Source organism: Streptomyces sp. RKAG337, assembly GCF_023701715.1.
GTDB lineage: Bacteria > Actinomycetota > Actinomycetes > Streptomycetales > Streptomycetaceae > Actinacidiphila.
Genome location: NZ_JAJOZA010000001.1, coordinates 7,307,889 through 7,334,481 on the forward strand (window position 1 = coordinate 7,307,889; position 26,593 = coordinate 7,334,481).

25 protein-coding genes are annotated in these 26,593 nt (G+C 69.9%); 17 read left to right on the forward strand and 8 right to left on the reverse strand.

All coding sequences use genetic code 11. The features are described from left to right. Positions 1-35: 35 nt before the first annotated feature. Together LNW73_RS32380 and LNW73_RS32385 are read left to right on the forward strand one after the other, a co-directional pair. Positions 36-782 carry a response regulator transcription factor gene (locus tag LNW73_RS32380; RefSeq protein WP_250992410.1) on the forward strand — a complete coding sequence of 249 codons (747 nt, stop codon included), beginning with the start codon at positions 36-38 and terminating at the stop codon, positions 780-782. Beyond that, on the forward strand, positions 779-2,281 hold the full coding sequence (locus LNW73_RS32385; RefSeq protein ID WP_250992411.1) for a sensor histidine kinase: 1,503 nt from the start codon (positions 779-781) through the stop codon (positions 2,279-2,281). Before LNW73_RS32380 ends, LNW73_RS32385 begins: the two co-directional genes overlap by 4 nt. Before the next feature lie 20 nt (positions 2,282-2,301). Here LNW73_RS32385 and LNW73_RS32390 read toward each other — a convergent pair whose 3' ends face one another. Further along, on the reverse strand, positions 2,302-2,793 hold the full coding sequence (locus LNW73_RS32390) for a hypothetical protein (RefSeq protein ID WP_250992412.1): 492 nt from the start codon (positions 2,791-2,793) through the stop codon (positions 2,302-2,304). A 367-nt stretch (positions 2,794-3,160) separates the two neighbouring features. On the opposite strand from LNW73_RS32390, the gene LNW73_RS32395 reads away from it, so the two are divergent. The 4 genes from LNW73_RS32395 (at position 3,161) to LNW73_RS32405 (ending at position 7,540) form a co-directional block, all read left to right on the forward strand. Continuing rightward, positions 3,161-4,348, forward strand: coding sequence for an ROK family transcriptional regulator (locus tag LNW73_RS32395; RefSeq protein ID WP_250992413.1), 1,188 nt, complete (start codon positions 3,161-3,163; stop codon positions 4,346-4,348). A gap of 305 nt (positions 4,349-4,653) precedes the next feature. Next, the gene (locus LNW73_RS36755; protein WP_374117138.1) at positions 4,654-4,851 is read left to right on the forward strand and encodes a lasso RiPP family leader peptide-containing protein; all 198 of its coding nucleotides are present in this window, start codon (positions 4,654-4,656) and stop codon (positions 4,849-4,851) included. Between the two features lie 189 nt (positions 4,852-5,040). Beyond that, on the forward strand, positions 5,041-6,783 hold the full coding sequence (locus tag LNW73_RS32400; protein WP_250992414.1) for an albusnodin/ikarugamycin family macrolactam cyclase: 1,743 nt from the start codon (positions 5,041-5,043) through the stop codon (positions 6,781-6,783). 43 nt (positions 6,784-6,826) lie between these two features. Continuing rightward, the gene (locus LNW73_RS32405; RefSeq protein ID WP_250992415.1) at positions 6,827-7,540 is read left to right on the forward strand and encodes a lasso peptide biosynthesis B2 protein; all 714 of its coding nucleotides are present in this window, start codon (positions 6,827-6,829) and stop codon (positions 7,538-7,540) included. A 225-nt stretch (positions 7,541-7,765) separates the two neighbouring features. Here the strand turns inward: LNW73_RS32405 and LNW73_RS32410 are convergent, their stop codons facing one another. Together LNW73_RS32410 and LNW73_RS32415 are read right to left on the reverse strand one after the other, a co-directional pair. Beyond that, positions 7,766-8,035, reverse strand: coding sequence for a hypothetical protein (locus LNW73_RS32410; protein ID WP_250992416.1), 270 nt, complete (start codon positions 8,033-8,035; stop codon positions 7,766-7,768). A gap of 145 nt (positions 8,036-8,180) precedes the next feature. Then, positions 8,181-9,122, reverse strand: a complete 942-nt coding sequence (locus tag LNW73_RS32415; RefSeq protein WP_250992417.1) for an MBL fold metallo-hydrolase — start codon at positions 9,120-9,122, stop codon at positions 8,181-8,183. A 308-nt stretch (positions 9,123-9,430) separates the two neighbouring features. Here LNW73_RS32415 and LNW73_RS32420 point away from each other — a divergent pair, with 308 nt between their 5' ends. From LNW73_RS32420 to LNW73_RS32435, 4 genes are all read left to right on the forward strand, one after another. Beyond that, the gene (locus tag LNW73_RS32420; protein ID WP_250992418.1) at positions 9,431-9,988 is read left to right on the forward strand and encodes a MepB family protein; all 558 of its coding nucleotides are present in this window, start codon (positions 9,431-9,433) and stop codon (positions 9,986-9,988) included. Positions 9,989-10,150: 162 nt separating this feature from the next. Further along, the gene (locus LNW73_RS32425) at positions 10,151-10,936 is read left to right on the forward strand and encodes a S1 family peptidase (RefSeq protein WP_250992419.1); all 786 of its coding nucleotides are present in this window, start codon (positions 10,151-10,153) and stop codon (positions 10,934-10,936) included. A 168-nt stretch (positions 10,937-11,104) separates the two neighbouring features. Next, positions 11,105-12,142: an ArsR/SmtB family transcription factor gene (locus tag LNW73_RS32430; RefSeq protein WP_250992420.1), complete on the forward strand. Its 1,038-nt coding sequence runs from the start codon at positions 11,105-11,107 to the stop codon at positions 12,140-12,142. Between the two features lie 158 nt (positions 12,143-12,300). Next, the gene (locus LNW73_RS32435; protein WP_250992421.1) at positions 12,301-14,802 is read left to right on the forward strand and encodes an NlpC/P60 family protein; all 2,502 of its coding nucleotides are present in this window, start codon (positions 12,301-12,303) and stop codon (positions 14,800-14,802) included. A gap of 126 nt (positions 14,803-14,928) precedes the next feature. Here LNW73_RS32435 and LNW73_RS32440 read toward each other — a convergent pair whose 3' ends face one another. Then, positions 14,929-15,993 (reverse strand): glycoside hydrolase family 19 protein, encoded by a 1,065-nt coding sequence (locus LNW73_RS32440; RefSeq protein WP_250993108.1) that lies wholly within the window; start codon positions 15,991-15,993, stop codon positions 14,929-14,931. 262 nt (positions 15,994-16,255) lie between these two features. On the opposite strand from LNW73_RS32440, the gene LNW73_RS32445 reads away from it, so the two are divergent. Continuing rightward, positions 16,256-16,795: a 2'-5' RNA ligase family protein gene (locus LNW73_RS32445; RefSeq protein ID WP_250992422.1), complete on the forward strand. Its 540-nt coding sequence runs from the start codon at positions 16,256-16,258 to the stop codon at positions 16,793-16,795. Positions 16,796-17,048: 253 nt separating this feature from the next. Here LNW73_RS32445 and LNW73_RS32450 read toward each other — a convergent pair whose 3' ends face one another. Beyond that, entirely contained in the window at positions 17,049-17,966 is a 918-nt protein-coding gene (locus tag LNW73_RS32450) for an alpha/beta fold hydrolase (protein WP_250992423.1), read from the reverse strand. Between the two features lie 420 nt (positions 17,967-18,386). Here LNW73_RS32450 and LNW73_RS32455 point away from each other — a divergent pair, with 420 nt between their 5' ends. Both LNW73_RS32455 and LNW73_RS32460 read left to right on the forward strand, forming a co-directional pair. Then, positions 18,387-19,070: a glycoside hydrolase family 16 protein gene (locus LNW73_RS32455; protein ID WP_250993109.1), complete on the forward strand. Its 684-nt coding sequence runs from the start codon at positions 18,387-18,389 to the stop codon at positions 19,068-19,070. A 119-nt stretch (positions 19,071-19,189) separates the two neighbouring features. Then, the gene (locus tag LNW73_RS32460) at positions 19,190-19,465 is read left to right on the forward strand and encodes a DUF2087 domain-containing protein (protein ID WP_250992424.1); all 276 of its coding nucleotides are present in this window, start codon (positions 19,190-19,192) and stop codon (positions 19,463-19,465) included. A gap of 171 nt (positions 19,466-19,636) precedes the next feature. On the opposite strand, the gene LNW73_RS32465 is transcribed toward LNW73_RS32460, so the two are convergent. From LNW73_RS32465 to LNW73_RS32475, 3 genes are all read right to left on the reverse strand, one after another. Continuing rightward, positions 19,637-21,343, reverse strand: coding sequence for an MFS transporter (locus LNW73_RS32465; protein ID WP_250992425.1), 1,707 nt, complete (start codon positions 21,341-21,343; stop codon positions 19,637-19,639). 295 nt (positions 21,344-21,638) lie between these two features. Further along, positions 21,639-21,932 (reverse strand): DUF4190 domain-containing protein, encoded by a 294-nt coding sequence (locus LNW73_RS32470; RefSeq protein WP_250992426.1) that lies wholly within the window; start codon positions 21,930-21,932, stop codon positions 21,639-21,641. Positions 21,933-21,979: 47 nt separating this feature from the next. Continuing rightward, the gene (locus LNW73_RS32475; protein ID WP_187144730.1) at positions 21,980-22,138 is read right to left on the reverse strand and encodes a hypothetical protein; all 159 of its coding nucleotides are present in this window, start codon (positions 22,136-22,138) and stop codon (positions 21,980-21,982) included. Between the two features lie 102 nt (positions 22,139-22,240). Between LNW73_RS32475 and LNW73_RS32480 the strand changes: the two genes are divergently transcribed. The 4 genes from LNW73_RS32480 to LNW73_RS32495 all read left to right on the forward strand — a co-directional run bounded on the left by LNW73_RS32480 (position 22,241) and on the right by LNW73_RS32495 (position 26,525). After that, the gene (locus tag LNW73_RS32480) at positions 22,241-22,861 is read left to right on the forward strand and encodes a TetR family transcriptional regulator (RefSeq protein ID WP_138351404.1); all 621 of its coding nucleotides are present in this window, start codon (positions 22,241-22,243) and stop codon (positions 22,859-22,861) included. A 134-nt stretch (positions 22,862-22,995) separates the two neighbouring features. After that, complete coding sequence (locus LNW73_RS32485; protein ID WP_250974105.1) at positions 22,996-23,187, forward strand: DUF1059 domain-containing protein; 192 nt, start codon at positions 22,996-22,998, stop codon at positions 23,185-23,187. A gap of 312 nt (positions 23,188-23,499) precedes the next feature. Next, entirely contained in the window at positions 23,500-24,969 is a 1,470-nt protein-coding gene (locus LNW73_RS32490) for an aldehyde dehydrogenase family protein (RefSeq protein WP_250992427.1), read from the forward strand. After that, positions 24,966-26,525, forward strand: a complete 1,560-nt coding sequence (locus LNW73_RS32495; RefSeq protein WP_250992428.1) for an APC family permease — start codon at positions 24,966-24,968, stop codon at positions 26,523-26,525. Before LNW73_RS32490 ends, LNW73_RS32495 begins: the two co-directional genes overlap by 4 nt. Positions 26,526-26,593 lie beyond the last annotated feature (68 nt).

Sequence of the window (26,593 nt, forward strand, 5' to 3'; positions counted from 1 at the left end):
AAACGCAGAGGTTGGGGCGGCATGCTGGACGGACCATGGACACCCCACCCGCGGCACGCCCGCTGCCCTCCCTCACCCGCCCGGACGGCACCCCGGTCCGGGTCCTCGTCGTGGATGACGAGCCGGACCTGCTGGAGGTCCTCGCCGGAGTCCTGCACTACGAGGGCTGGCAGGTGCGGACCGCCGCCGACGGTGCCTCGGCGCTCACCGCGGCCCGGGACTTCCAGCCGGACGCCGTCGTCCTCGACATCATGCTGCCGGACTTCGACGGGCTCTCCGTGCTGCGCGGACTGCGGGACCGGCAGCCCGGGATCTGTGTGCTCTTCCTGACCGCGCGCGACGCCGTCGAGGACCGGATCGCCGGCCTCACCGCGGGCGGCGACGACTACGTCACCAAACCGTTCAGCCTCGAAGAGGTACTGGCCCGGCTGCGCGGGCTGCTGCGCCGCGCGGGCATGACCCGGCAGCGGCCCGAAGGGGCCCTGCTGACCGTCGGCGACCTGGTCATGGACGAGGAGGCGCGGGAGGTGACCCGGGACGGGCGGAACGTCGAACTGTCGCCGACCGAGTTCGAGCTGCTGCGGTACCTGCTGCGCAACCCCCGCCGGGTGCTGAGCAAGGCGCAGATCCTGGACCACGTCTGGTCGTACGACTTCGGCGGCCGGGCCCACATCGTGGAGCTCTACATCAGCTATCTGCGGAAGAAGATCGACGTCGGGCACCCGCCGATGATCCACACCGTGCGGGGCGCCGGATACGTCCTCAAGCCGGGCACCCCGTGATCGGACCGCACACCCTGCGCGCCCGGCTGACCTGCGGGCTGGTGGTGCTGCTCGCGGTCAGCTGCGCGGCCGTCGGCGTCGCCGCGGTGCTCGCGCTGCGGGGCTTTCTCACCGAGCGCCTCGACCAGCAGCTCAGCGACGCGGGCGGCCAGTTCCCGGCGAGCCTGGAGCACGCGGGGGAACACGGCGAACCCGACGCGGACAACCACGCGGACACCCGCCGCCAGTCGCCCGGCACCTTCGGCGCCCGGCTGCTCGCCGGAGTGGTCACCGACGCCGCGGTGGTGCGCTCCGGTACCGACACCACGGTGGAGCTGACCGCGGCCGACAAGGCGGAACTGGCGGCCGTTCCGGTCGACGGCCGGGCCCACGACATCGGGCTGTCGGCACTGCACGGCTACCGGGTCAGGGCCGTGGCAGGCGACGACCAGGACGTACTCGTCACCGGTCTGCCGCTGCGGGGCGTCGAGGAGGCCGTGCGCCGGCTCGAACTGGTCGAGGCGGCGGTCTTCGGCGGGGCCCTGGTGGTGACCGGTGTGGCAGGAGCGCTCTGGGTGCGCTGGTCGTTGCGGCCGTTGCGCAGGGTCGCCGCGACCGCCACGGCCGTGACGCGGCTGCCGCTGGACAGCGGCGAGGTCGCGCTGCCGCTGCGAGTGCCGGACGCGGATCCGCGCAGCGAGGCGGGACAGGTCGCCACCGCCTTCAACCTCATGCTCGGCCACGTCGGAGACGCCCTGTCCAAGCGGCACACGAGCGAGGAACGGCTGCGCCGGTTCGCGGCCGACGCCAGCCATGAACTGCGTACCCCCGTCGCCTCGGTGCGCGGTCACGCGGAACTGGCCCTGCGCCACCCCGGACCGGTGCCGGCCGAGGTACGGCGGTCGCTGGAGCGGGTGGCCGCGGAGTCAGCGCGGATGGGCGAGATGGTCGACGACCTGTTGCTGCTCGCCCGGCTGGACGCCGGCCGGCCGCTGGAGCGCCGACCGGTGGACCTGACGCGGCTGGTGCTGGACGCGGTGGACGATGCACGGGCCGCCGGCCCCGGTCACCGATGGGTCCTCGATCTGCCGGCGGAGCCCGTCACCGTCCCCGGCGACGCCCACCGGTTGCAGCAGGTGGTGGCGAACCTGCTGGCCAACGCCCGCATCCACACCCCGGACGGGACCGAGGTCGCGGTGCGGCTGCGGACCGTACCGGCAGGCGACGGGACGGTCGAGGTGAGAGTCGCGGACAACGGCCCCGGGGTGCCGGAGGCGGTGCGCGCGACGCTCTTCGAACGTTTCGCGCGCGCCGACCGGCGGCGCCCCGGCGCGGGCAGCGGCGCGGGCAGCGGCGCGGGCCTGGGCCTGGCCATCGTCGCCGCCGTGGTCGAGGCCCACGACGGCACGGTCACCGCCCGCAGCCGGCCGGGCCGGTGCGAGTTCACCGTGCGGCTGCCGCTCGGTGAGAGCGCCGGCGGCGCGCAGGAGGGGCCGGAGGGTGATGCGGGGCCGCAGTAGTGTGCGGCCCCGCGGCCGGCTCAGGGCCAGTCCTGGGCCATCGAGCGGTCTTCGCGCGCGATGGACTTGCACAACTGCCGGACGAGGGTGTGCGGGCCGACGTGCTTGGTGGCCAGTTCCAGTGCCCGCTCGATCGCGAAGTCGAACGGATCGCGGAGCATCTCCTCGCGGCGTTGCGGATCGGCGGACGCGGTGGCGAAGAGCGACGTGACGGTGCCGCCCTCGCGGGCGGACCAGGCGTTGAGCAGCCCGATGGTGTAACTCCGGGCGGCGGAGGGTTCGTTCCGGCCGGCCCCGGCGTCCGTGAGCGCGGTCCATTCCTGGCCCTCGGCCCGATGGATCCGCATGAGGAAGGTCACCGCGACCTTGGTCAGGGTGAACAGGGTGTCGTCGTCGAGTTCGAGCAGCAGGTCGATCCTGCCGCGAGCCGTGGCCGTCTCGCCGAGAGCGGCTTCCGCGACGGCGGCCTGGAGCAGTACATCGCCCCGCTGAAGGGCATTCATGTCGAGCACGGAGATCCTTGGGTGTGGGGCCGGGGGACTCGCGGGATGATCGCGCGAGGCGGGCCGTCCAAGTCTGTCACCGGTGACTCGCGCGGCGCTGGAATGCGTCTCGGGAAGCGCCGGGCCACCCCTCGAGTTCCGCTGGAGGACCGCCGGAACGCCCGTAAGGAGGATCGGTTTACGGCCAAGATCGGAAGATGCTGATCGACTTCCGGGTGTACATGTTCGATATTTTGGAACACTTGGATCCGATGTGGTGAATCAATTGAATTGAAGATACACCTGACATTATTATTGCCTTCAACTTCGTTGTAATCATCACTGCTGGTCGTCGGGGGACTTCATGCTTGACTTACGTGCGCACCTCCGTCCCGCCGTGAGTCACCGCGACAGCAACCGCAAGCGGATCATCCTCGCCATCATGATCAAACCCGATACGCAGGCGGGTATCGTGCGTCGCACGCTCCTGTCACAGGCCACGGTCTCCACCGCCGTGCGCGATCTGGAGAAGGACGGCATCGTCCGGATGGAGCGCAACTCGGCCGCCCAGGGAAAGGGCGGCCGCGGAGTCCCGGTCTGTCTGCAGAGCGCGGCCAATGTGGCCGTGGGCGTCGACCTGGGCTTCAACCACGTCACCGTGATCGCCCGGCGGGTCGACGAGCAGTACGACCGGGTCAAGGTGCAGCAGAGCACCGACGGGGCCAACCGCGGCCTCGCGCACGTGATTCCGCTCGTCAAGAGGATGATCGAGCAGGCGGTGGCCGAGACGGGCCGCACGTCCGACGACATCATCTCCGTGGGCATCGCCGTGCCCCGGATGATCGATCCCCGGAGCGGGACGTTCGCCGCCCCGGTGCTGCCTCCCTGGAGCGAGGGCGGGGACCCGGCGAAGGAGCTGGCCAGGGCGCTCGGGGTCCGTGTGGTGATGGACAACGACGCCAACCTCGGCGCTCTCGCGGAGCAGACCTACGGCGGGAGCGAACACCTGGAGACCGTCGTCTATGTGAAGGCGTCGACCGGGATCGGATCCGGCCTGATCGTCGGCGGCAACCTGCTGCGGGGCCGCAGCGGTATCGCCGGCGAGCTCGGCCATCTGACCATGGATCCGCACGGGGTGATCTGCAAGTGCGGCGGGCGCGGTTGCCTGGAGACCATCATCGGCGCCGAGTACCTCATCGACCAGGTCAGGAAGTCGCAGTTGGGGAACTCGGCGGACCTGCCCGGCTCCCTCGCGGCGCTCATCGCGAAGGCGCACGCGAACGACGCCGTGTGCGTGCGCGCCCTGCAGGACGCGGGTCGGCTGCTCGGCAGGGCGCTCGCGCAACTCTGCAACCTCTTCAACCCGGACGTCATCGTGCTCGGCGGGCAGCTCGCCGCGGCCAAGGACCTGGTCCTGAAGCCCTGCAGGGAGGCCCTGGAGCGGTTCGCGCTGTCGGGCGCCGTGGACCCGTCGACCGACTTCGAACTGCGGCTCAGCTCTTTGAAGCAGCGGGCCGAGGCGCTGGGCGCGCTCGTCCTCGGGCTCGACTCGATCCTCGCGGACGAGGAGATCGAGGAGAGCTGACGGGCGGGATCGATTTGAAGTCGGAACGGGAAATCCGGCAACCGTCCGGTTCAATTAAGTGAGCCCATGTCATCGACCCGCGAACGCACCGTTTCCCGTCCTATTCGGCACGGACGGTGGCGCCGTTCCTGACGTGGCACTCCTCGACTGGATGTGCGACAACGCGCCTGGACCGTTGGCGGAATCAGGCAACTGATGATGCATCAGTCCAGGTAGAGTTTCATCTTGCCGCACGGTGTTCCCCGACGTCCAACGGTCCGGGGCCACGCGGCGACTGATGACTGCCGACCCATTGCGGAGACCTGATGTCTTTCCTTTCGCGGAACGAGTGTTCCGATGACCTCTGTGTCCAGTGCGGACCGGGTTCTCCGAGGTCAGCGGAGGACAACGGGCCGGCGGTCTACGAGGCCCCGCTCCTCGCCGATCTCGGCCATGTCCGGGAACTGACCCTGGGGAGTTCCTCCAGCGGCAATGCGGACGCCAACTCACAGTATTACTGGTAGGACTCCGGTGACATCGCAGCACATTCCGACCCGGGACGCGCGATGACCCTGCTGACCCGTTTGCCCGCACAGTGTGCGCCGTATGTGGCCGGCACATTCCCCGTACCCGCCCCCGTCCCGGAATCAGCGGATGCGCATGCCGCGCCGCACGACCCGAGGCACTTCCCGGCGGACTTCCCGGCGCACGGGATGAGCAGGGTCTGGCCGGGACTGTCCTCCCTGTGGTCCAGAGGCCCGTGGCGATCGGGCGAGTTACGGGTCGTGAGCTGCCAGGGGGCGGGCCTCGTCACGATGGGGCAGTGTTTCGCCGACGACCGACAGCTCAGGGCGGGACTCGTCCAGGCGGTGGAGAGCGACCGCTGGGAAGCCCTCACCCGATGGCCCGGCAGCTACCTCGTCATCGTGGCGCGGGACGACGAACTCCTCGCGTTCACCGATCTGGCCGGCCAATTCCCGCTGTACTACTGCCCCGTACCCGGGCGGGTGGGCCTCGGCTCCCAACCCGCCGTCGCGGCAGCGGCGGCGGGCATCCCCGTACGGCCCGACCGCGCCACCCTGGCGGCCCAGATCCTGTGCCCCACCGCAGGACCCCTGCTCGGGGAGCGGTCCGTCCTCGACGGTGTACACCGGCTCGGTGGTGGCCAGGCGCTGCGGATCGACGCCGCGGGACATCCGGAGACGTGGACGTACGAGCCCCTGATCCCGGACCGCCACGCGTCGCTCGCGGACAGCGCCGAAGCGCTGAGGACAGCGCTGACGGCCGCGGTCGGCGCACGCGTGGACCTGGGGGAACGGCTCACCGCGGATTTCAGCGGCGGTCTGGACTCCACCTCCCTCGCCTTCCTCGCCGCACACCGGACGCCGGCGCCGCTCCCCGTCTTCGTCTACCACCACCCGGACGCCCCCTCAGGGGACCTGGAGTACGCCCATCGGTTCGCCCGGCTCGACGGGCGGCTGGAGCTGACCGTCCTTCCCGGCTCCCGGCAGACCCTCACATACCACGGACTGGATCAGGTGCGCCCGGCCGGCGAGCCGGAGGCAGCCGCGGTGAACAGCGCCCGGCTGCGACTCCGGCTCGCGGGCATCGCCGCAGGGGGCAGCACGATCCACCTCGGTGGCGAGGGCGGCGACGCCCTCCTCGTACCGGCCGCCGGCCATCTGGCCGACCTCGCACGCCAGGGCGGACCGCGCACCTTCCTGCGGCACTGCCGCGAGGTGGCGCGAGCCCGCCGCGAAGCGCCCACGGCCGTGGCCGCCCGCGCGCTGCGCCTGTCACGAACTTCCCCGGCCGGAGCGCTGGAAGGGCTGGCCGACCGCCTGGAACGGCCGTCGGAGAGCATCCCGCAGTGGCTGGACACCATCGCATGGTGGCCGGACCCGGGATCCGAGGCCGGCTGGCTGACCGGGGCCATGCGAGGCGAGCTGGCCGGGCTGGCCAGAAGCCGCGCACGGACCGGGACGGTGACACCGGGCCTCGGCGTGGGCGACCGGACGGCCCTCACCGAACTCCGTATCGCGGCGACCGTCCAGCACCAACTGTCGGATACGGCACGTGAGTTCGCGGTGTGGCCGCACGCCCCGTTCCTCGACAACGACGTGGTCAGGGCGTGTACGGGACTGCCGTCGTACCGCCGGGCCGACCCCCGCACCGTCAAACCACTGCTCGGAGCCGCGCTGGCCGGTCTGGTGCCGGAACCCGTGCTGACGAGGCGCGGCAAGGGGAACTACACGGCTGAGGACTACCAGGGCGCACGGCTGCACGCGCAGGAGATCAGATCAGTGCTCACCGGCTCGCGACTGGCGGACCTCGGGATCATCGACCCCCGGGCCGTCGTCGGTTCGCTCGACCGGGTGCTGATGGGGATCCGGGCTCCACTGGCGGCGCTGAACCGGCTGCTGAGTGCCGAACTGTGGCTCCGCGGTCTGGACTGACGCCCCCCGCGGACCGACCCACCTTCCTGAGGAGAGGGCACCCATGCCGGACCTGTACATCCCCGAGCACATCCATGACAGCGTCGCCCCGCACGGCGGCAGCGTTCTGCTGAACGCACACTCGGGGCAGTGGTACGCCCTGAACTCCACCGCGCACACGCTCTGGCAGGAGTGGCAGCGCACCGGCGACTTCGATTCCGCCGTCGACGCCATGGTACACCGCTACCCACGGGAGCAGCGCACCCAAGTCCGGTCGGACGCGGAAGAGCTGGCTGCCGGGTTGGCCGCGCGCGGGCTGGTGGTGTCCGGGCAGCCGGGGGAGCCGCGGAGCCCGGGGGAGCCGGCCGAGAAGATCCCGGCCGCACGGACGGCACCGCGGTCGCGATCCCATCGGGGGCTTCCCCAGCTGGCGTTCGCCATCGCGCTGCTGCTGCTACGACTCCCGTTCCGGCTCACCGTCGCGTTGGTCGGGGCCCGGCAGCGATGGTGCCGAGTGGCCGCCACGCAGGAGCAGGCGCTGTGGGCGGTGATCGCGGTTGAGGCCGTGGCACGCCGATTCCCCGGACGGGCCGCCTGCCTCGAACTCTCCCTGAGCGCCGTGCTGGCGATGGCACTGCTGGGCCGGCGGCTCGATTGGTGCATCGGAACGGTCGACGATCCCTATCGGTTCCATGCCTGGGCCGAGGTCGATGGAGTTCCCGTCACGCACCCCTCCGATTCCGAGAGAGCCCTTTTCCGGCGCGTCCTTTCCCTTTGACCGGCACAAGCCTTCCTTCGGTCCCGCGGTGGCCCCTGCAGTCCCAACTGCGGCAGCGGCGCCATCGTGTGACGGGGTCTCACGCCTGGTCGAGATGGGCGGTGGAACTGGCGCCGATGATGGGGATGACCGGCAGCTCGCCGTCGAGGAGCCAGGCGAGGACGACCTGCCCGACACACCGATCCGCCCGGCCGCGCGTCCCCCGCGACGGCCGGGCGGCACGGCTTACGAGCTGCGGCAGAGCATTCCCCTACCGGTCGTCCGTATGACGCTCATCCGCCAGGCGTCGAACGTGACGGACTCGCCCGGCAGGATCAACAACCCGTCGTCCCCGTCCTGCCACGTCTCGCCGATACGGCGCACCTGGACCGCCGGACCCCCGACACCGGCCATGAACATGGTCGGGTCGATCTCCCATCCCCGCGCGTCGAGCCAGGCCTCGAACGCGGCGGTGTCCTCCGCGTCCGCCCCCCGTGGCCATAGGAATTCCGTCATGCTGTCCCCATCCCCCGTACATCCCCCGTAGCGCTCGTGGACCGAGCACACTGATCCTGTCAGGCGGCACTGACAAGCCGCTAAATTTTCGGTATACGCCGACGGTGACCCCGGACACCCCGACCATGACGGCGCCGTCCGGCACTCACCAGCGGAAGACGGAGAAGTCGACGGGCCGGGGCCGCAGGGCCTGGGTACGGGTGGTCAGATCGCGCAGCCGCCGGGCCATCTCCTCGGCGGGGAGCTGTTTGCGGTCTCCGTGTCCCGGCAGGACCCATTCGAAGCGCAGCCGGCCGGCGGTGCGGGCCAGTGAGGCGGCCAGCGCCTCGATGGAGTACCAGGTGACGCTCTCGGCGACTTCGAGATCCGCCGTGGTGCGGGACCAGTAGAAGCTGTCGCCGCTGAAGCAGTACCGCTCGTCCGCCAGGTACAGCACGCTCCCCAGGGTGTGACCGGGCAGCGGATACGCGGTCACCCCTTCGGCGATCTCGACGAGGTCCGTGCCCCGGATGACGTGATCGGCGTCCGGGGAGGCGTCGAGGTCGCCCTCATGGATCCACAGCCGGGCGCCGAACCGGTCGGCGTACCGCCGGCCGTGGGCCGCGTGGTCGCGGTGGGTGAGCAGCACATCGGTGACGGGGCCCAGCGCCTCGTACCGCGCGGCCAATCCGCGGTTCCAGCGCGGGGTGTCGACCATCATCAACTGCCCGGACGGGCGTTGTAAGAGATACGCGTTGGCGCCCGCGGTGTGCGAGGAGTTGTGCCCGCACAGGCGGACGTCGTCGGTCAGACGCAGCGGGAAGGGGTCGGCCGCCGGGTCCAGGGCGCGGGACGGGTGGCGGATCGACCGGGTGTGGCAGGCGAAGGCGGCGGTGTGCAGCAGGCGGAGCTCCGCCGCGTCGCGGGGCTGCCGCAGCAGCTCCGAGCGACGGCCGACCTCGCCGATGAGTCCTGGCGCGAGCTGGCGGGCGACATCGCAGTTCGTACAGCGGTCGTCCACATACCAACCGCCGTCCGCCTCGGCCTGCTCGGCGTCCGGGCCGGTTCCCCCCGCTCGCGCCGGAAATGACGTCCGTCCGTCGTCCATGATGCGACTCCCTCCAGTGGTGCGGCCGAGGTGCGGCCGGGTGTCCCTGACAGGGGTATCCCGCGGCCGGCCGACAGGGGAAGGGGGTCTGGACCTTGTACTTTGCCGGAAAGGGGTCTCTGCGGAGGGCCGGGAACCGTCGTTCGCCGGCCGGTACCCGGGGCCCCGGGCTGCCGTCCGGTCCCACTGTCAGTGCCCTCGGCTAGGTTCGAAGACGCACCCGATCCCACGATGGAGACGTCCATGCGCACTCTGGAACCGCAGGCCGGCCGGCCCACCGCCGACGACGCCGAAACCGGAGATCGGGGATGAGCACCGATCCTGGGATGAGCACCGCTTTCGAGCCGTGGACCTCGACCGCCGGGCCGGTCCACAGCGATCTGCGCGCGGCGAAGGAACGGGTGTACGACGTGAACGGCTTCGTCTGCTCCCGGCCGGTCCCCGAGGCGGAGAGCGCCGATTACGGTGCGCACGAGTTCACCCTGAACGGCGCCTCCGTCAGGTTCCGGGCGGCCAGGACGACGCCGACGAAGATCGGGCAGTTCGTCACCGTGTGGAAGCGGTCCCCGGAGGGGCCCATTCAGCCGTTCGACTCCACGGACCCCGTCGACCTCTTCGTGATCAGTTCGCGCGAGGATCAGCACTTCGGGCAGTTCGTGTTCCCACGGGAGGTGCTCTGCGAACGGGACGTGGTGTCCAGGAACGGCATCGGCGGGAAACGGGCCTTCCGCGTGTACCCGCCCTGGGTCACAGCGGTGAACCGCCAGGCCCGCGCCGCTCAGGCCTGGCAGCTGCGGTACTTCCTGCGGATCCCTGCGGACGGGCCCGTCGACGGCGAGCGGGCTCGCGCGCTGTACCACCCGTAGTGCGGGGACGGGCCGTGAGCACGGCGGGCGCGTGACCGGCCGGCCACACCGGTGCGGGCGGCCCGGACGAGCCGCTGACGCCGCTGTCCGGCCGGGGTGCAACCAGGCGTCCCGCGGCCTCGTCTCAGTGATCCAGTGGTCGGAGCACTTCCAGGAGGTTCGATGAAGGCTTGTGTGCGTCTCGCGATGGCCGGCATGGCCGCGGCGGGACTCGTCGTCACCCTGTCCGGCTCGGCCTCGGCGGTGTTCGGCGGCAAGCCCGCCACGACCGACAAGTACCCCTACCTGATCGCGATCGAGACTCCGGACCGGCAGGAGCTCTGCACCGGGGCACTGATCGCTCCCGACAAGGTGCTCAGCGCGGCGCACTGCTTCGACGACATGGATGTGACCGGCCTGCGCTTCATCGGCGGGCGTACCGACCTGGGCACCACCAAGGGGCAGGTCCGGCACGGGGTGAAGGTGAAGGTCCACCCGGACTACCAGGGTTTCGCGGGTGACTACGACGCCGCGGTCGTCACTCTCGACAAGGCTCTGCCGTACAGGACGATCCCGGTGGCCCGGCCGTCGGACTCCGCCCTCTACGGCTACGGGCGCCCGGCCACCGTCCTGGGCTGGGGGCGGACGGGAACCGAGGCAGCCGTGGCGAACGGTGACACGGCCGCCGCGGGTCGCCGGCTGAAGGAGGCGACGCTCAAGCTGGCTCCGATGAGTGACTGCGGCCCGTGGTCCTCCACCTCGGCGGTGAAGATCTGCGGACTGCCCCGTGGTGCCGCGCCGGAGAGCATCTGTCCCGGGGACTCCGGGGGACCACTGATCGCCGGTGGCCGCGTCATCGGTGTGGTGAGCAGCGGCAACAAATACTGCACCCCGGATACCGCCTACTCCACGTTCTCCCGGCTGAGTTCGGTGGCAGCGGGTCTCGGACTCCTTAAACAGTCTCCTTGAGCAACGACAAAGAGGAATTGCAGGAGAGACCTGACGCGTTCGGCCTCCTGCCCCGCGCGAAGCCGGGGCAGGAGGCAACCTTGGAGAGCCGGTGCGGGTCTTTACCCATGGCCCCGCCGAACCGGTACGGCCGCGCCCCGCATTGGGCCTGCGAGCGAAAGAGGCTGCATGCTCCGCGTTCACTTCACCCCCCACGACCTGCAGAACATTCGTATTGCCCAGCACCCCGACCCGCTGTGGGAACTGGTGTGCAGTGTCTGTCGTCTGCAGACCAGACAGGGGCCGCTTGATTTCGGCCAATGGCGCGGTACGGCATATGACCGGCTGCGCAGAGATCCCGTTGTGAAGGGGGCGCTGCATCTGCTGCGGCTATTGATCCCCCCTTCTGGCTACATTCCGGACTTTCTCACACCGAGCAATACCGGCGGCGAACTGTTCGCCGGCATCGACCAGGTGCGCGGCACTCCCCGGGGACAACTGACCCGTGAATTGACACGGCTTGCCGAGTCCCGGCCGGTCCCGGCCTGGGCCACGACGCTGGGCCGGCCGGGGGACAAGGGGCTCGTCCCGCTCACCAAAGCGCTCGCCACCTACCACCGGGCGCTGCTGCAGCCCTTCTGGCCGCGCATCCGGACTGCGATTGACAACGATATCGGCCGGCGGGCGAGCACGCTGCTGGGCGGCGGCACCCAGGCGCTGCTGGAAGGACTGCGCCCGCTGGCGCGGTGGAACTCCCCGACGCTGGAAGTGGATTACCCGGTCGACCGTGACCTGCACCTGGCGGGGCGCGGGCTGCTGCTGGTGCCCTCGTACTTCTGCTGGGGGCGTCCGACCGCGCTCGCGGACCCGGGCCTGACTCCGGTGCTCGTCTATCCGGTGGCGAAGGTGCCGCTCGACGGCGAGGGCGCGACGGAACAGGGACTGGTGCGCCTGCTGGGCAGGACCCGGGCCGCGGTACTGGCCGAGGTGGCCAACCGGAACGCCCGGACCACCTCGGAGGTCGCCGAGGCCGTCGGCGTCACCCTGCCCAGCGTCAGCTACCAGATCGGGGTGCTGCGGGACGGCGGGCTCGTGGCCAGCCGCCGTGACGGCAAGTACGTTCTGCACACGGCGACCCCGCTGGGCCTCCGGCTGCTCGGCGGGGGTACGCCGGGCCTGGTCGACAGTCCGCTCCCGCGGGGGCCGTTTAGCCTGTGCTCGAAATGATTGCCCGTCCGGCCGCCCCGCCGCATGCTGTCCCCGCACCTGCACCTTGATGGTGCACCGACAACGGCCTTCGCGGTGACGCCCTCCGTGTCCCCTTCGGCCGATGCCGCGGCAGCGCAGGAAACGGCAGTGCATGAAAGGGCTCTCGTACAGTGAATGTGACTACCAGGTCGAGGCTGCCACGGTGGCTTCTGCTCCTCTCCGTCCTGCTGGCGATGGTGGCGACCACGACGCTCGGCGCGGCCCCGGACGCCCGCGCCGACTATCCGAATCCTGATCCGGGGGACCCGGTCTGCGGGCCCAGTTGGGTGGTGATCTCGGCGTACGGCACCGAGGAGGACACCACACACCAGGGCGCCGGGATGGAATGGGGTTCCAGCGGCGTCAACAGCTGGTTCATCGCAGGGATCGTGCAGTCCCTGCACGACAAGGGCGTCCAGGACCAGGCGATCAAGGTCCGCAACCTCAAGTACCCGGCGTCACTGATCTCCCGCCCGTTGCCGGGCGGCCTGCCGGACTACTGGACGGGTCTGGGCATCGGCCGTGACCGGCTGGCCAGCGAGGTCAACTTCTACGCGGGGTGCGCCAACCATCCCCATCTGATCCTGCTGGGCTACTCGATGGGCGCGCACGTCGTGAAGTCGGCGCTGCAGCTGCCCGTCGTGCAGTCCCACGCGGACACCATCGGCGCCGTGCTCACCGTCGCCGACCCGAGCCGCAACAACGGCCAGATCGGCATGGCCCAGGCCGGTGCGATGCTCACCATCAACCCGGACTTCAGCACCGGCACGTCCGCCGTCGCCGACGGCGGCCTGCTGGGGCGGCTGAGCGTCCCCGGAGCCTTCGCCGGATTCATCGGCGACGGCCGGTACTTCGACGTGTGCCGCACCGACGACCACGTCTGCAACCGTCCCGGGCCGCCCAGTACGGACGACCTGGTGCAGCAGTTCGCGTACAGCCTTCCCGCACACACCCAGTACGGCGCCGGTGACCACGGCGCGACGGCGAACCGCATGGCGGCCAAGGCGGTGTCCACCGCGGTCAGCTTCGCCGCATCGGGCGGATCGGATCCCAACCCCAACACCCCGTGCGCACCGCACACCGACACCGACCCGATGGGCGCCGCCGCCATCGCGGCCGCCTGCTCCGTCATCGCCCAGGACACCTGGTACACCTGGGGCGGCGGACACAGCGTCTCGCCACCGCAGGCGACGTTCGGCTCGGTCGACCGGTCCGACCCCGTGCGCAGTGCCAACGACCCGTTCCGCAAGGGCTTCGACTGCTCCGGCTACGTCCGCTTCGCCTACTACAAGGCCGCCGGGTACGACATCATCGGTGACCGCACGGCGGACTCGGCCTACCGGGCGCCGTGGTCGGTGCGGTTCGGTCCGCCGATGGGTGAGAGCGTGCTGCGGGCCGGGGACATCGTCTACTTCGGCACCTCCGCGAACATCCATCACACCGCGATCTATCTGGGCACCGGGCTGATCGCCGAGGCCCCGCAGTCCAACGAGAAGATCCGGGTGTCACCCATGTCCAACCACCACGACTACATGGGCGCGGTCCGCCCGTCGGGCTCCGGCAGCGGGGGCGGCGGGGGCGTCGGCGGTCCCAACTCCACCTGGGGCACGGACGTCCGCACGCACACCACACCGTCGACGTCGGGGCCGGTGTACACGACGCTCAGCGGTCCGACGGCGATCCGGATCGACTGCCAGAAGCACGCCCAGTCGGTCACGGCCGAGGGCTACACCAACGACGTCTGGTCGCATCTGCCGGACATCGGTGGCAGCTGGGTCTCCAACATCTATGTCCGCGGACCGGCGTGGCTCCCCAACATCCCGGCCTGTGACGGTTCACCGCCGGGAGCTGGTGCCCACTCCACCTGGGGTACCAATGTCAACATCCGGGCGATCCCCTCGGCCGCCGGCCGGCTGGTGACCACCCTGGCCGGCCCGACGGACATCGACATCTCCTGCCAGAAGCACGCCGAGTCGGTGACGGCGTCGGGCATCACCAACGACGCGTGGAGCTTCCTGCCCAACTACAACGGCTGGGTGTCGAACATCTTCGTCAAGGGCGCCGCATGGCTGGTCGACGTCCCCACCTGCGGGGGCGGCAGCGGCGGGGCGGTGGGCGGCGATCACATGACGTGGGGCACCAACGTCTACCTGCACACCGCTCCGACGGCCACCAGCGAGCGGGCGGACCTGCTCCCGGGTCCGACCGCGGTGTCGATCGACTGCCAGGTGCACGGCCAGTCGGTGACGGCCGAGGGGATCACCAACGACGGCTGGAGCCACCTCGCCGACCGCCAGGCGTGGATCTCCAACATCTATGTCAAGGGTGCCGCCTGGCTCGACGGCGTGCCGGCCTGCGACGGTGATCCTGGCAGTCCGGGCGGCGAGACCCACGGCAACACCCGTACGACCTGGGGCACCAACGTGCGCGTCCACCAGGACGCCACCTCCGGGTCGGGGGTGGTCACCACGCTGGCGGGGCCGACCCAGGTGACCGTGGTGTGCCAGAAGCACAGCGAGAGCGTCACCGCCGACGGCTACACCAACGACGGCTGGAGCCGGCTGGCGGACCAGCAGGGCTGGATCAGCAACATCTACATCAAGGGGCCGGCCTGGGACGACTCCCTGCCCACCTGCTGACAACCGGAGCCCGGAGCCCGGACAACTGACGACCGACGACTGACGACTGACGAACGGCTCACGGACACGGCGGTCAGATCGCCGTGTCCGTGAGCCGTTCCGTCCGGACGTCCGGAGAAGCGGGACTCAGCAGCCCAGGTTGTTGCCGGCCGGGACACCGAGGATCTGGACGAAGCGCTGATACGCGTCGATCCGGCTCTGCACCTGGGCGGGGTTGCCGCCGTTGCATTCGATGCTTCCGTTGATGCTGCGGATGGTCTCGCCGAAGCCGGCACCGTTGACCATGGCGTTGTGCGGGGTCATGGTGCCGGGACCGCTCTGGGTGTTCCAGTACCACAGGCCGGTCTTCCAGGCGACGGACGAGTCGTTCTGGACGAGGTTGGGGTTGTGGAGCAGATCGATGCCGAGTGCATCGCCCGCGGCCTTGTAGTTGAAGTTCCAGCTCAGCTGGATCGGACCGCGCCCGTAGTACGCGGCCTGGCCGGCGGGGCAGCCATAGGACTGGCTCGCGTCGCAGTAGTGGGGGTAGTTGGCGGTGTTCTGCTCGACGATGTAGACGAGTCCGCCGGTCTCGTGGTTGACGTTCGCCAGGAACGCGGCGGCTTCCTGCCGCTTGACGGTGTCGCTCCCGGTGTTGGCGAAGCCGGGGTAGGCGCTGAGGGCCGCGGTCAGGCCGCTGTAGGAGTAGAACGAGTTGCGGCTCGGGAACATCTGGTTGAACTGGGACTCGCTGACCGGGAAGCCGCTCTGGCCGGGCGGTGTGGTCGGCGATCCGCCGCAGGTGTACGGCTCCCAGTACCAGGTGCTGATGACCGGGTCGTAGCCGGGATTGTCGTGCTCGGCCCGGTACGCGTTGCCGTCGGTGTACTTGACGACGTCACCGGTGACGTAGGGCCGGCCCGCGACCCACGCGGGGTAGTCGCACGATCCGGTGCCGCCGGTGGTGCCGCCGGAGCCACCCGTACTGCCGCAGGCACCCTGGTCGGCCCAGACCGCGGCGTTTCCGGGGGTCTCGTTCTGGGTCCACCACTTCGCGGACCAGTTGTGACCGTTGTAGGACGCGGACAGGCCGCCGGTGTACACCGTGGAGGCGTTCCACGCGGTCGTACACTGCGCGGCGGAAGCGGTGGAGGCCAGCGGTACGAGGACCGCCAGTCCGACCGCGACGATCAGAGCGGTGAGGAACGCCATGATCCGTTTTCTTGACACGGGGCCACTCCTAGTGGGGGATCGAGTGGGGATAGCCCTGCACTCAACCCGATTGGTCTGGACCTGTCAAGGTCTGGACCAATAGTGCGCGAGGTCCGAGCCGTTCGCCAACGAGCCGCCCCCAACGAGCCGCCGCCGGGGAACCGTTGGCGGCGGCTGCGATAGCCTCCTGGGCAGTGGCGGCAGTGACCGCCGTGACGGTGGCAGCGACGGCAGGACGATCGACGGGACCGGGACCGGAGCAATGGCGTCAGAGGGCAGTGCGCGGCATCCGGCGGGCCGAACGGCGTTGGTCATCAAGGTGCCGGAGGCGGAACCCCTGGTGGGGGAGTGGCGGCGGCGGTTCGACCCCGCCGCGGCGACCGGGGTCCCGGCGCATGTGTCGGTGCTCTACCCGTTCCTGGACCACGCGCGGATCGATGCTCCCGTCATCGAGGCCCTGCGGGAGTCGCTGGGCGCTCACGCCCCGTTCGAGCTGAGCTTCCGCCGCTGCGGACGCTTTCCCGCGATGCTCCATCTCGTCCCCGAACCGGACGGCCCCCTCCGGGCGCTCACCCGTGGCGTCGTCGACCGCTGGCCGGAGGCACAGCCGTACGGCGGCCGGTACGCCGACGCGGCACCCCATCTGACCGTCGCCTACAGCCCGGATCCGGGCGTGTTCGACACGATCGAGACCGCTCTGACGGCCGGGCTTCCCTTCACGACCCGCGTCGCCGCGGTGCAGCTCGTGGTCTGGGACGGCGCCCACTGGCATGACGCGGAGACGTTCCCGCTGCGCGGCTGAGCAGCAGGACCGGATCCGGCCGCTGAGCCGTACGGGTCACTCCGTCAGACAGGGGCAGGACGTCACGCTCTCCAGATTCACCGGGCAGCCGTTGTCCGGACCTCTGACGCAGGCACCATCTCCGCAGCACGAGCAGTTGCCGCAGTAGGTCGACAGCAGGCGCGGCTGCCGGGACATCTGGACCGGGTCGTTCACATCACGTTGTTCTTCCACAGTGGACTGGATACCACCGGCGGCCACGTTCCGCCCGTCGTCAGGACGAACCCGCCAGTTCCACCAGGTGCTGGGCCACCGTCCGGGCGCCGTCGTCGCCGATGAGGATGGTGTAGTGGTTGGTGCCCGCCAGCTTCAGCGGGGTGACGTTCGGGTGGTCCAGGCCGGCCGCGGCCAGCCGCTCCTCGTCGTACAGCCCCTGCGGCTCGTCCATCAGACCGCGCTCCGCCCACAACAGCCGGGCACGGCCGGGCAGATGGTGGACGGCGGCCAGGACGTCCTCGGAGAACAGGTCGACACCGTCGGTGCGCACCGCCTCGATCCGGCAGGAGGACCGCAGTTCCGGCTCCTGCCCGACCAGGTCGCGCTGGAGATAGGCGTCCACCCAGGGCTCCCAGGGGGAGCCGAAGGCCGGATGCGCCTGCCAGAAGGACCGGTAGGTGGCCCGGTCCGGGAAGGTCATCGACAGCCGGCTCATGGCCGGTCCGATGACAGCCGTGATCAGCTCGTCGGGTTCCAGCTCCAGCGGTGCCGGAAAGCCGACCGCGCCGTCCACCAGCAGCAGGGAGGGGAACCGATCCGGGTGGCGTACCGCGGCCACGGCCGCCACGAAGGCGCCCATGGAGTGTCCGGCCAGCACCACGCGCCGCGCACCGACCGCCGCCATCAGAGCCGCCGCGTCATCGGCGTGGCGGGCGATCCCGTACGGTCCCGGTACCGCGGCACTGCCTGCCCGCCCGCGCAGATCGGGGGCGAGCAGGGTGACGCGGCCCGCCAGATGATGGGCCACCCGCGCCCAGGACAGGGCGTTGCCGGTGATCCCGTGCAGCGCCAGCACCACCGGCGCGTCCGGCACGGCCGCCGGCCAGCGCAGTACGGCGAGCTCCCCTCCCTCGACGGGGACGGTGAACTCCTCGAACGTTTCCGACTCGACGGCGGGGACTGGATTCTGCGTCATGACGCGGGCATCTCTTTCCGTTCGGCGGACTCGGCCTCTGTCATGGTGCGCCCGGTGGCCCGTGAGGACCAGGTGACGTGGACCCCTTACGAGGTCGCCCCCTTCGAGCGCTGTTCGTATTCAGCTCCGACGCAGATCGCATCGTACGGGTGGTGCCGCGCGTCGTTCCGGGCGCGCCGGGGAATGATTCCCCTAGCATGAAGCCGAGTTGAAAGCCGATCCTCTGTCCCGTCCGCCCTGTTCCGTCGCCGTATGAATCAACCGGGGCCGGATGACGGCCTCCGTTTTCGAGTTTCGAGTTCGCGTTTCGATTTCGAGAGGAGGGGCAACGTGAACCAACGAGGATCGGTGCTCCTGGAATGGCTCACCAACAAACTCGGGCCCAAGCATTCCGTTCCCGCCCCCGGCGGACCGCCGCCGATGGAGGGGAACACGCGCTCCACGGAGGAGAACCTCCGGTTCACGGCGGACTTCACCTCGCAGGAGCAGTGGGTCGCCGGGCATTCATGGGCGTATCCGGACGGCGGGCCGGTGAATCCGGGGGACGACAAACTCGATCACCTCGTGACCGATGCCGACTACTGTCGCAGCGGATCGTTCCGGGCGACCCGCCGTCCCGACGGCAACTGGAACACCGGACTGCTGACCACCGAAGGCAGTGCGGAGGAATTCACCCTCCGTACCGGCGACATTCTGGAGACCCGGGTCCGGCTGCCCGAGGCGATCGGGGCCTGGCCGGCGATCTGGACGTGGCGGGACGGCGGAAACGAGATCGACGTATTCGAATACCATCCCGACAATCCGCATCTGCTGGAATTGTCGAACCATGTCAGGGGCGCCCACCGCTCCTACACCGACGCGTCGATCCATCCCGGTGCCTGGGTGGATCTGAAGGTCGAGTTCCGTGCGAGATCCGTCATCTGGTGGGTCAACGGCACCCAGGCCTTCGCCGACGGGAAGGGCGTGGGCCGCAACTGGCACGCCTACGTGATCGTGAACCTCTCGGTGTGCGGTGGCAGATACCACCCGGCGCCGGAGGCGGACGTGACGGCCATGTCGTACGAGGTCGACCACCTGCGCGTCCGTGCGTCCGCGCGCCCCTGAGCGACCTGGGGATGTCGACGGAGATGGCAATGGCCTCCCGGTGAGTACGTGATCCGCAGATCCGCCGGCCCCTGAAAACACGTTGCCGGGTGGTCGGCGGGTGGGGGAGGCTTCCGGTCATGTCCGACAACGATCCAAGCAGTTCACAAGGGGTGGCCGGCCTGTTCTCCCACGGGAGACTGGTAGCGATCCCGCGCAAGACCGCCCGCCGCGAGCAGCTGCTCGTCCACCTCACGGAGACCCTGTTCGAGCGGGACCGGGAGTACACCGAGCGAGAGGTCAACGAGGCACTGCACACGGTGCACGAAGACAGCTCGGCGCTGCGCCGGTATCTGGTGGAGGGCGGCCTGCTGGCCCGGACGAGGGACGGCGCGAGCTACCGGCGCGTCCACTGACCGAACGCGGGGCCCCTGGCTGCGAGTGCGTGCGGCTGGGCACGCGTACGGCCATGCCGTGTCGCTCGACGTCTACTGGCTGTAGACCGGGGCAGTGAACGCCCGCGCCACCGGACTCCCGGTGGCGCGGGCGAGACCACTGGTCTCGGAACCGACTGAAGGGCGCCGCTGTCAGGCGCGTTCCGCCGTGAGGGCCGCCAGTTCGCGGTCGACGGCGAGCTGGTGCTCCTCGGCGTCCTCCCGGGCCTTCTTCGGGCTCCATCGTCCGGACATCACGAAGATGAACGGAAGGAAGAGCACCTGGCCGCCGACGCAGATCCACCACCAGGTGCGCCACTGCCCGGGGCCGTCCTTGGCGGCCTTCTGCACCTTGGGGCCGTACTCCTGCAGCAACTGCAGCTGGGGCTGGGCCTTCTGGACCACCGCGAGGTCGGCGGGTCCGACCTCCTTCACCGCGCGCGCCGTGAGGTCCGGCGGGATGGCGGTCGGCGGGAACTTGCCAAGTTCGGCGAACAGCTCCTGGTGCGCGCCGACCACGGCGAGGGCCGGACCCGCCTGGACCTGGGCCGCCTGGACTTCGGCACCGTGGTCGACCAGCGGGGTGACGGCCGTGACGAGGACCGGGATGAAGGCGGCGGAGACCGCGACGACGGCCCGGATGATCCAGCCCCAGATCGCCAGACCGGTGGCCGTGGCGGCCGGGTTGTGCTTCTCCACCGTCTCGGTGAAGCTCGCCATCCACGGTGCGTAGGCGAACCCGGCGAAGGCACCGATGCCGACGAACAGCCAGGCGAACGTGTAGTAGTCGGTGCCCGGATGCGTGGCGCGCATCGCGAACGCGGCGGTGACCACGATCGAGCCGAGCGCCCCGACGACCATGAACGGCTTGCGCACCCGGAGCCGGTCCGACAGCAGGCCGGCCACCACCAGGGCCACGGCGTTCGCGGCCCAGTACCAGTTGGCCACCGCGTTGGCGCGCTGCTCGGTGTAGCTGAAGACGGTCGCGAAGAACACGACGAAGTTCCCGACCGCGGCGAAGTACAGCAACAGGTAGACGCTGATGGCGAACGCCGAGCCGACCACGTCCAGCCGGAGCATCTGGCGCCAGTGCCCCTGCTGGACGGCCTGCGGGTCCATGCCTTTGGCGCGGACCTCGACCAGGGCGCGGTCGCGCAGGCTGACCATGATCTGGTCGCGGAGCGCGGGCGAGAGCTCGCGCAGTGCGAACAGCGCGATGACGAAGACGACGAGTCCGGAGGCGCCGGAGTACCGCAGTTCGTCCTGCCAGCTGGCTGAATCCAGGGTGTGGCTGGTGACCGTGGTGACGACGAGGCTGCCGATCACCGGGCCCATCGTCCAGTACCCCATGGCGGTGGCCCGCCCGAGCTGCGGGGAGAAGTCACGGATCAGCGCGGGGGTGGCGACCAGGACGACACCCTCGATGAAGCTCACACAGGTGAAGAGCGCCAGGTACATGCCCTTGGAGGAGGCGTTGGGCAGTCCGAACAGGACGAGCAGCGCGGCGATCAGCAGCCCGTAGACGACCATGTTGGCCCGCCCCCAGCGGTCCGCGAGGCCGGCGGCCAGTGATGCGAAGGCTCCCACCGCGTTGCCGACGACCGAGACCCAGATGAAGTAGCTGTAGGTCATGTGGAAGTGCGCGATGATCGAAGTGGCGACCGCGTACTGGATGTACAGCATGTAGTACAGGACGACGGTGGTCACGACGACGATCGCCAGGTACGCCATACGGCGGCCGGTGGCGGGATAGTGCGCGAGGTCGCGGTGCCACAGTCGGGCGGCGAGGCCGGGCCGGGGTCTGGCGGGCGGTTCGGGGACGGCGTTGGCTTCGTCGTGCAACGACGGGGGCGTGGCCATGCGGCTCCTCCTGGATACGGATGTGCCGAGCGGAGCGCCTTCGGGGGGCGTGGCCAGAGGGTAGTACCGACCAGTCGGTACGGCCTAGATGTGTGCACGAAGGATTCGAACCCGTTCGACACGGCGCGACGGGATCGTCGAGCGCCGTGTTCCGGCCGGTGAGGAGTTCAGCTCTCCGGACTGCCGACCCGGCCCCTGAGGAACGGGGCCAGGGAGTCCTGGAGTCGCTGGTCATGGGCCGCCGAGAGGCCGGTGGCCGGGGTGTCGTCCGCCGGGGTGTCGTCCGGCGGGTCGGTCAGAACTGCCAGAGCACGCCGTGGTTGGCGATCGTCATGACCAGCAGGATGCCGAGGTCGGCGACGCCGAGGGCCAGGCCGATCAGGGCGCGGCCGCGGCGCTGGGTGCCCTTGGCGAGCGCGGTGCAGGCCAGCGCGATGGCGCAGGGGCCGAGCACGAGGTTGAGGACGAGCAGGCCGGGCAGGCCGAGCAGGAACGAGGCGACGGCCATGCCGTCGGCGTCCTTGCGCTCCCGGGTCGAGTGCGTGGCGGGCGTGGTGGGCGAGGTGAGCTGGGTGTTGATGGCGTTCATGGTGTTTCCCCCTTGCTAATTGGTGTGGAACCGGGTGGTTCTGCTGGTCAGCGGTGGTTCCGGACGCGGGCGATGCCCTCGCGGACGCCGAAGGCCAGCAGCCAGGCGACGATCAGGGCCGACGCGATGGTGAAGACCGAGAGTGAGGTGTGGGCGGCGGCGCCCATCAGGATGCCCATGGCCATGAGGAGTACGACGAGGCTCATCTGCGTTCCCTCCTTGGGGAGTTGGGAAGTTCGGGTAACAACTGTTCACTGAGTGAGAGTCTACCCTGGCAAATTTCGGAGAACAGATGTTTACTGAATGACATGAGTCACACCCTCGGCGTCCGACAGGCCCGTAAGCAGCAGACCCGCCAGGCCCTCCTGGATGCCGCGCTGGGCCTGCTGGAGCACCAGAATCTGAGCAGTCTCGGGCTGCGCGAGGTCACCCGCGCGGTGGGCGTCTCGCCCACGGCGTTCTACCGGCACTTCCAGGACCTGTCGGATCTCGGGGTCGCCCTGGTCGAGGAGTCGCTCGGCAGCCTGCATTCGGCGATCCAGGCGGCGATGGCCGAGCAGCGGGATCCTGACCGGCTGATCGACCGCACGGTGGAGATCATCGCCGGCCATGTCCTCGACCACCGGCCGCACATCCGCTTCATCGCCCGTGAACGGCACGGCGGCGTCCGTCCGGTGCGCGAGGCGATCGCCACCCAGCTGACGCACTTCGCCGACGAGGTGGCCGCCGGTCTCGCTCTTCAGCCCGTCTCCGACGGCTGGACGGACGACGACGTGCGGATGCTCGCGGAGCTCTACGTGGACCACATGGTGACCACCGCGTCCCAGTTCCTGGAGGCGACGCCGGAGGACGAGGAGCGCATCACCTCCACCGCACGCCGTCAGCTGCGGGTCATCAGCCTCGGCCGGCGGCATTGGCTCGACTCCTGAGGCGGTCCGCAACCTGGTGTTCTTCGTCAGGAATACCTATATTTGTGGTATATAGCCCAGCGCCTGCCCCATGGCTTCGGCTCCAGTGCCCACAGGCCGGCGGTACGGCGGCCCGGGCGGACTGGAGGTTTGTCATGCGTAAGGTCGCCGACTGCCGGGACATGCCCAGCGAATCCGGTTGCACGCTGACCATCGCCGGCGAGGAGGATGAGGTCGTACGTGCGGCGTCCGAGCACGCCGCGTCGGTCCATGGACACGCGGACACCCCGGAGCTGCGCGAGATGGTCCGCGGAAGCCTGAAGGACGAAGCCCCGCAACACGTCTGAACGAGCGGACGTCTGAACGCGTGGACCGGCCCGAAGCCGTGGCCCGTCCGAACCCGGGGTCGAGGTCCCGCTCCACCAGTACTGCCGGACTCCGCCGCACTGACCTGCGGCGGAGCCTCCGTATGCCCGCTTCATGGTGACGGATGATTAGACCGCATGGGTTACGCATGGTTTCCGGATTTGCGGACAGATGCGCGGAGGGATGCCGTCCGGTTGGCCGCTCGTGTGCTGCGGACGCCGGACGGTCGCCTTAGTGTCGGATAACAGACCGTCACAAGACCGCACAGCCCAACACGAACTGCAGGAGCCTTCATGCCGGAGCTGTTCATCGGCGGCCAGTGGACCGCCGCCTCCGACGGGCAGGTGCGCGAGATCCGTTGTCCGGCGGACGGCAAGCTGGTCGCCACCGTCGATGAGGCGGGTCCCCAGGACGCCGCCGCCGCGGTGGGCGCCGCACGCGAGGCGTTCGACAACGGGCCCTGGCCCGGCACACCGGCCGCCCAGCGCGGCCGGCTGCTGCTGCGGGTCGCCGATCTGCTCGAGCGCGACAAGGCCGCCTTCGCCCGCGCCGAATCCCTGGACACCGGGAAGCGGCTGGTCGAGAGCGAATACGACATGGACGACATCGCCAACTGCTTCCGGTACTTCGGCAATCTGGCCGCCTCGGGCGGCACCGACCGGGTCATCGACACCGGCAACCCGGAGACGGACAGCAGGGTGGTGCACGAGCCGGTCGGCGTCTGCTCCCTGATCACCCCGTGGAACTACCCGCTGCTGCAGACCGCGTGGAAGGTGGCCCCCGCGCTCGCGGCCGGCAACACCTTCGTGCTCAAGCCCAGCGAGCTGACCCCGCACACCGCCATCCTCCTGATGGGGCTGCTCAAGGAGGCCGGGCTGCCCGACGGCGTCGCCAACCTGGTGCTCGGTGCCGGGGCCGTCGCGGGAGCGCCGCTCAGCACGGACGAGCGCGTCGACCTGGTGTCCTTCACCGGCGGGCTGATCACCGGACGGCGCATCATGGCCGCCGCCGCGCCCACCGTGAAGAAGATCGCCCTGGAACTGGGCGGCAAGAACCCCAACATCGTCTTCGCCGACGCCGAGTTCGACACCGCGGTCGACTTCGCCCTGATGGCGGTGTTCCTGCACTCCGGGCAGGTCTGCTCGGCCGGCGCCCGGCTGCTGGTCCAGGACGAGCTGCACGACAGGTTCGTGGACGAGCTGGTGCGACGGGCCCAGGAGATCCGGCTCGGCGGCCCCTTCGACAAGGATGCCCGCACCGGCCCGCTGATCTCCGCCGCGCACCGCGACAAGGTCGAGGCGTATGTCGCGGCCGGCCTGGCGGAAGGGGCGGTGCTCCGCTGCGGCGGTGCGCGACCCGAGGACCCGGCGCTGGCCAACGGCTACTACTACCCGCCGACGGTGCTGGACGAGTGCACCGCTGGCATGTCCGTGGTCCGCGACGAATCGTTCGGCCCGGTGCTGACCGTCGAGCGGTTCCGCGACGAGGCCGAGGCGGTCGCGCTCGCCAACGACACCGTCTACGGACTGGCCGGAGCGGTCTGGACGCAGGACGGCGAACGTGCGCACCGGGTGGCCGCCCGGCTGCGCGTCGGAACCGTATGGATCAACGACTTCCATCCCTACGTGCCACAAGCCGAATGGGGCGGTATGAAGCAGTCCGGCGTCGGCCGTGAACTGGGCCCGGCCGGACTGGCCGAGTACCAGGAGGCCAAGCACATCTGGCGCAACACCGCGGCGCGCCCGCAGCGGTGGTTCGAATGAGCGCCCCCGGCCCGGCCTCCGAGCCGGTGAGCGGCGAGGTCGACAACGACGCGGCGCTCACCGAGCTCGGCTACAAGCCAGGACTCAAGCGCACGCTCGGCAACTTCCACACCTTCGCCGCCGGGATCAGCTACATCTCCATCCTGACCGGCACCTTCCAGCTGTTCTACTTCGGTGTCAGCTTCGGCGGGCCCGCCTACTGGTGGTCCTGGCCGATGGTCTTCATCGGCCAGCTGATGGTGGCGCTGTGCTTCTGCGAACTCGCGGCGCGCTTCCCCGTCGCGGGCTCGGTCTACAACTGGGCCAAGCAGACCGGCGGCCCGCACATCGGCTGGCTGGCCGGCTGGATGATGACGGTCGCGACCATGGTGTCGCTGGCCGCCGTGGCCCTGGCCTACCAGCTGACGCTCCCGCAGATCTCCAGTTGGTTCCAGATCATCGGCGACGGCACCGGCAAGTACGACGCGGCCGCCAACGCCGTACTGCTGGGCACGATCCTGATCATCTTCACCACCGTGGTGAACGCCTTCGGAGTGAAGCTGATGGCCACCATCAACTCCACCGGGGTCTTCATCGAGCTGATCGCCGCGGTCGTCCTGGTGATCCTGCTCGCCGCGCACATCACCCGCGGCCCGAGCGCCATCATGCACACCAACGGGCTCGGCCAGGGGCAGACGCTCGGCTACTTCGGCGCGTTCCTCACCGCCTCGCTCGCCTCGGCGTACGTGATGTACGGCTTCGACACCGCGTCCTCGCTCGGCGAGGAGTCCATCGACCCGGCCAGCAACGCCCCGCGGGCCATCCTGCGGGCGCTCATCGCCTCGTTCATCCTCGGCGGTCTGATCCTGCTCTTCGCGCTGCTGGCCACCCCGGACCTGCACGCCAAGGAACTCTCCGTGGACGGGCTCCAGTACGTGGTGAAGGCCACGCTCGGCGAGACGATCGGCCAGGCGGTGCTGTGGTGCGTGGTCATCGCCATCACCGTGTGCGCGCTGTCCGTGCAGACCGCGGGGCTGCGGCTGGCCTTCGCGATGGCCCGGGACAACAACCTGCCGGCCGGCCACAAGCTGGCCAAGCTGCACCCCCGGTTCCAGACGCCGGTGCTGGCCACCTGTGTGATCGGGATCGTGGCGATCGCCATCCTGGTCGTCAACATCAACCAGCCGCAGATCTTCTCGGTGGTCACCAGCATCGCCATCATCATGATCTACGTCGCCTATCTGCTGGTCACCATGCCCATGCTGGTACAGCGGCTGCGCAAGAAGTGGAAACCGTCGACCGACCACTTCTCGCTCGGCCGGTGGGGCCTGCCGGTCAACATCCTGGCCGTGCTCTGGGGCATCGGGATGACCGTCAACCTGCTGTGGCCGCGCGCCGAGGTCTACAACGCCACCGGTCCTCAGCACTGGTACCTGCGCTGGGGCGGTGTCCTGTTCGTCAGCGTCGTCGCGGTCGGCGGCTTCACCTACTACTGGTTCGTCCAGCGCAAGAAGACCGGCGTTCTCGCCGAACACGCCTTCGGCGCGGAGCCCGCACCGATCCACGGCGGGCCCTGACACGGGCCGCCCTGACCCGGGCCGTACGACCGGACCGTGGGACCGCACCGTGAGCACGCACTGTGAAA

Coding starts and splice junctions, on each gene's coding strand:
- LNW73_RS32380 (WP_250992410.1), top strand. CDS start 36: ATGGACACCCCACCCGCGGCACGCCCGCTGCCCTCCCTCACCCGCCCG.
- LNW73_RS36755 (WP_374117138.1), top strand. CDS start 4,654: ATGTCTTTCCTTTCGCGGAACGAGTGTTCCGATGACCTCTGTGTCCAG.
- LNW73_RS32400 (WP_250992414.1), top strand. CDS start 5,041: ATGAGCAGGGTCTGGCCGGGACTGTCCTCCCTGTGGTCCAGAGGCCCG.
- LNW73_RS32405 (WP_250992415.1), top strand. CDS start 6,827: ATGCCGGACCTGTACATCCCCGAGCACATCCATGACAGCGTCGCCCCG.
- LNW73_RS32410 (WP_250992416.1), bottom strand. CDS start 8,035: ATGACGGAATTCCTATGGCCACGGGGGGCGGACGCGGAGGACACCGCC.
- LNW73_RS32415 (WP_250992417.1), bottom strand. CDS start 9,122: ATGGACGACGGACGGACGTCATTTCCGGCGCGAGCGGGGGGAACCGGC.
- LNW73_RS32420 (WP_250992418.1), top strand. CDS start 9,431: ATGAGCACCGATCCTGGGATGAGCACCGCTTTCGAGCCGTGGACCTCG.
- LNW73_RS32425 (WP_250992419.1), top strand. CDS start 10,151: ATGAAGGCTTGTGTGCGTCTCGCGATGGCCGGCATGGCCGCGGCGGGA.
- LNW73_RS32430 (WP_250992420.1), top strand. CDS start 11,105: ATGCTCCGCGTTCACTTCACCCCCCACGACCTGCAGAACATTCGTATT.
- LNW73_RS32440 (WP_250993108.1), bottom strand. CDS start 15,993: ATGGCGTTCCTCACCGCTCTGATCGTCGCGGTCGGACTGGCGGTCCTC.
- LNW73_RS32445 (WP_250992422.1), top strand. CDS start 16,256: ATGGCGTCAGAGGGCAGTGCGCGGCATCCGGCGGGCCGAACGGCGTTG.
- LNW73_RS32450 (WP_250992423.1), bottom strand. CDS start 17,966: ATGACGCAGAATCCAGTCCCCGCCGTCGAGTCGGAAACGTTCGAGGAG.
- LNW73_RS32455 (WP_250993109.1), top strand. CDS start 18,387: ATGGAGGGGAACACGCGCTCCACGGAGGAGAACCTCCGGTTCACGGCG.
- LNW73_RS32460 (WP_250992424.1), top strand. CDS start 19,190: ATGTCCGACAACGATCCAAGCAGTTCACAAGGGGTGGCCGGCCTGTTC.
- LNW73_RS32465 (WP_250992425.1), bottom strand. CDS start 21,343: ATGGCCACGCCCCCGTCGTTGCACGACGAAGCCAACGCCGTCCCCGAA.
- LNW73_RS32470 (WP_250992426.1), bottom strand. CDS start 21,932: ATGAACGCCATCAACACCCAGCTCACCTCGCCCACCACGCCCGCCACG.
- LNW73_RS32475 (WP_187144730.1), bottom strand. CDS start 22,138: ATGAGCCTCGTCGTACTCCTCATGGCCATGGGCATCCTGATGGGCGCC.
- LNW73_RS32480 (WP_138351404.1), top strand. CDS start 22,241: ATGAGTCACACCCTCGGCGTCCGACAGGCCCGTAAGCAGCAGACCCGC.
- LNW73_RS32485 (WP_250974105.1), top strand. CDS start 22,996: ATGCGTAAGGTCGCCGACTGCCGGGACATGCCCAGCGAATCCGGTTGC.
- LNW73_RS32490 (WP_250992427.1), top strand. CDS start 23,500: ATGCCGGAGCTGTTCATCGGCGGCCAGTGGACCGCCGCCTCCGACGGG.
- LNW73_RS32495 (WP_250992428.1), top strand. CDS start 24,966: ATGAGCGCCCCCGGCCCGGCCTCCGAGCCGGTGAGCGGCGAGGTCGAC.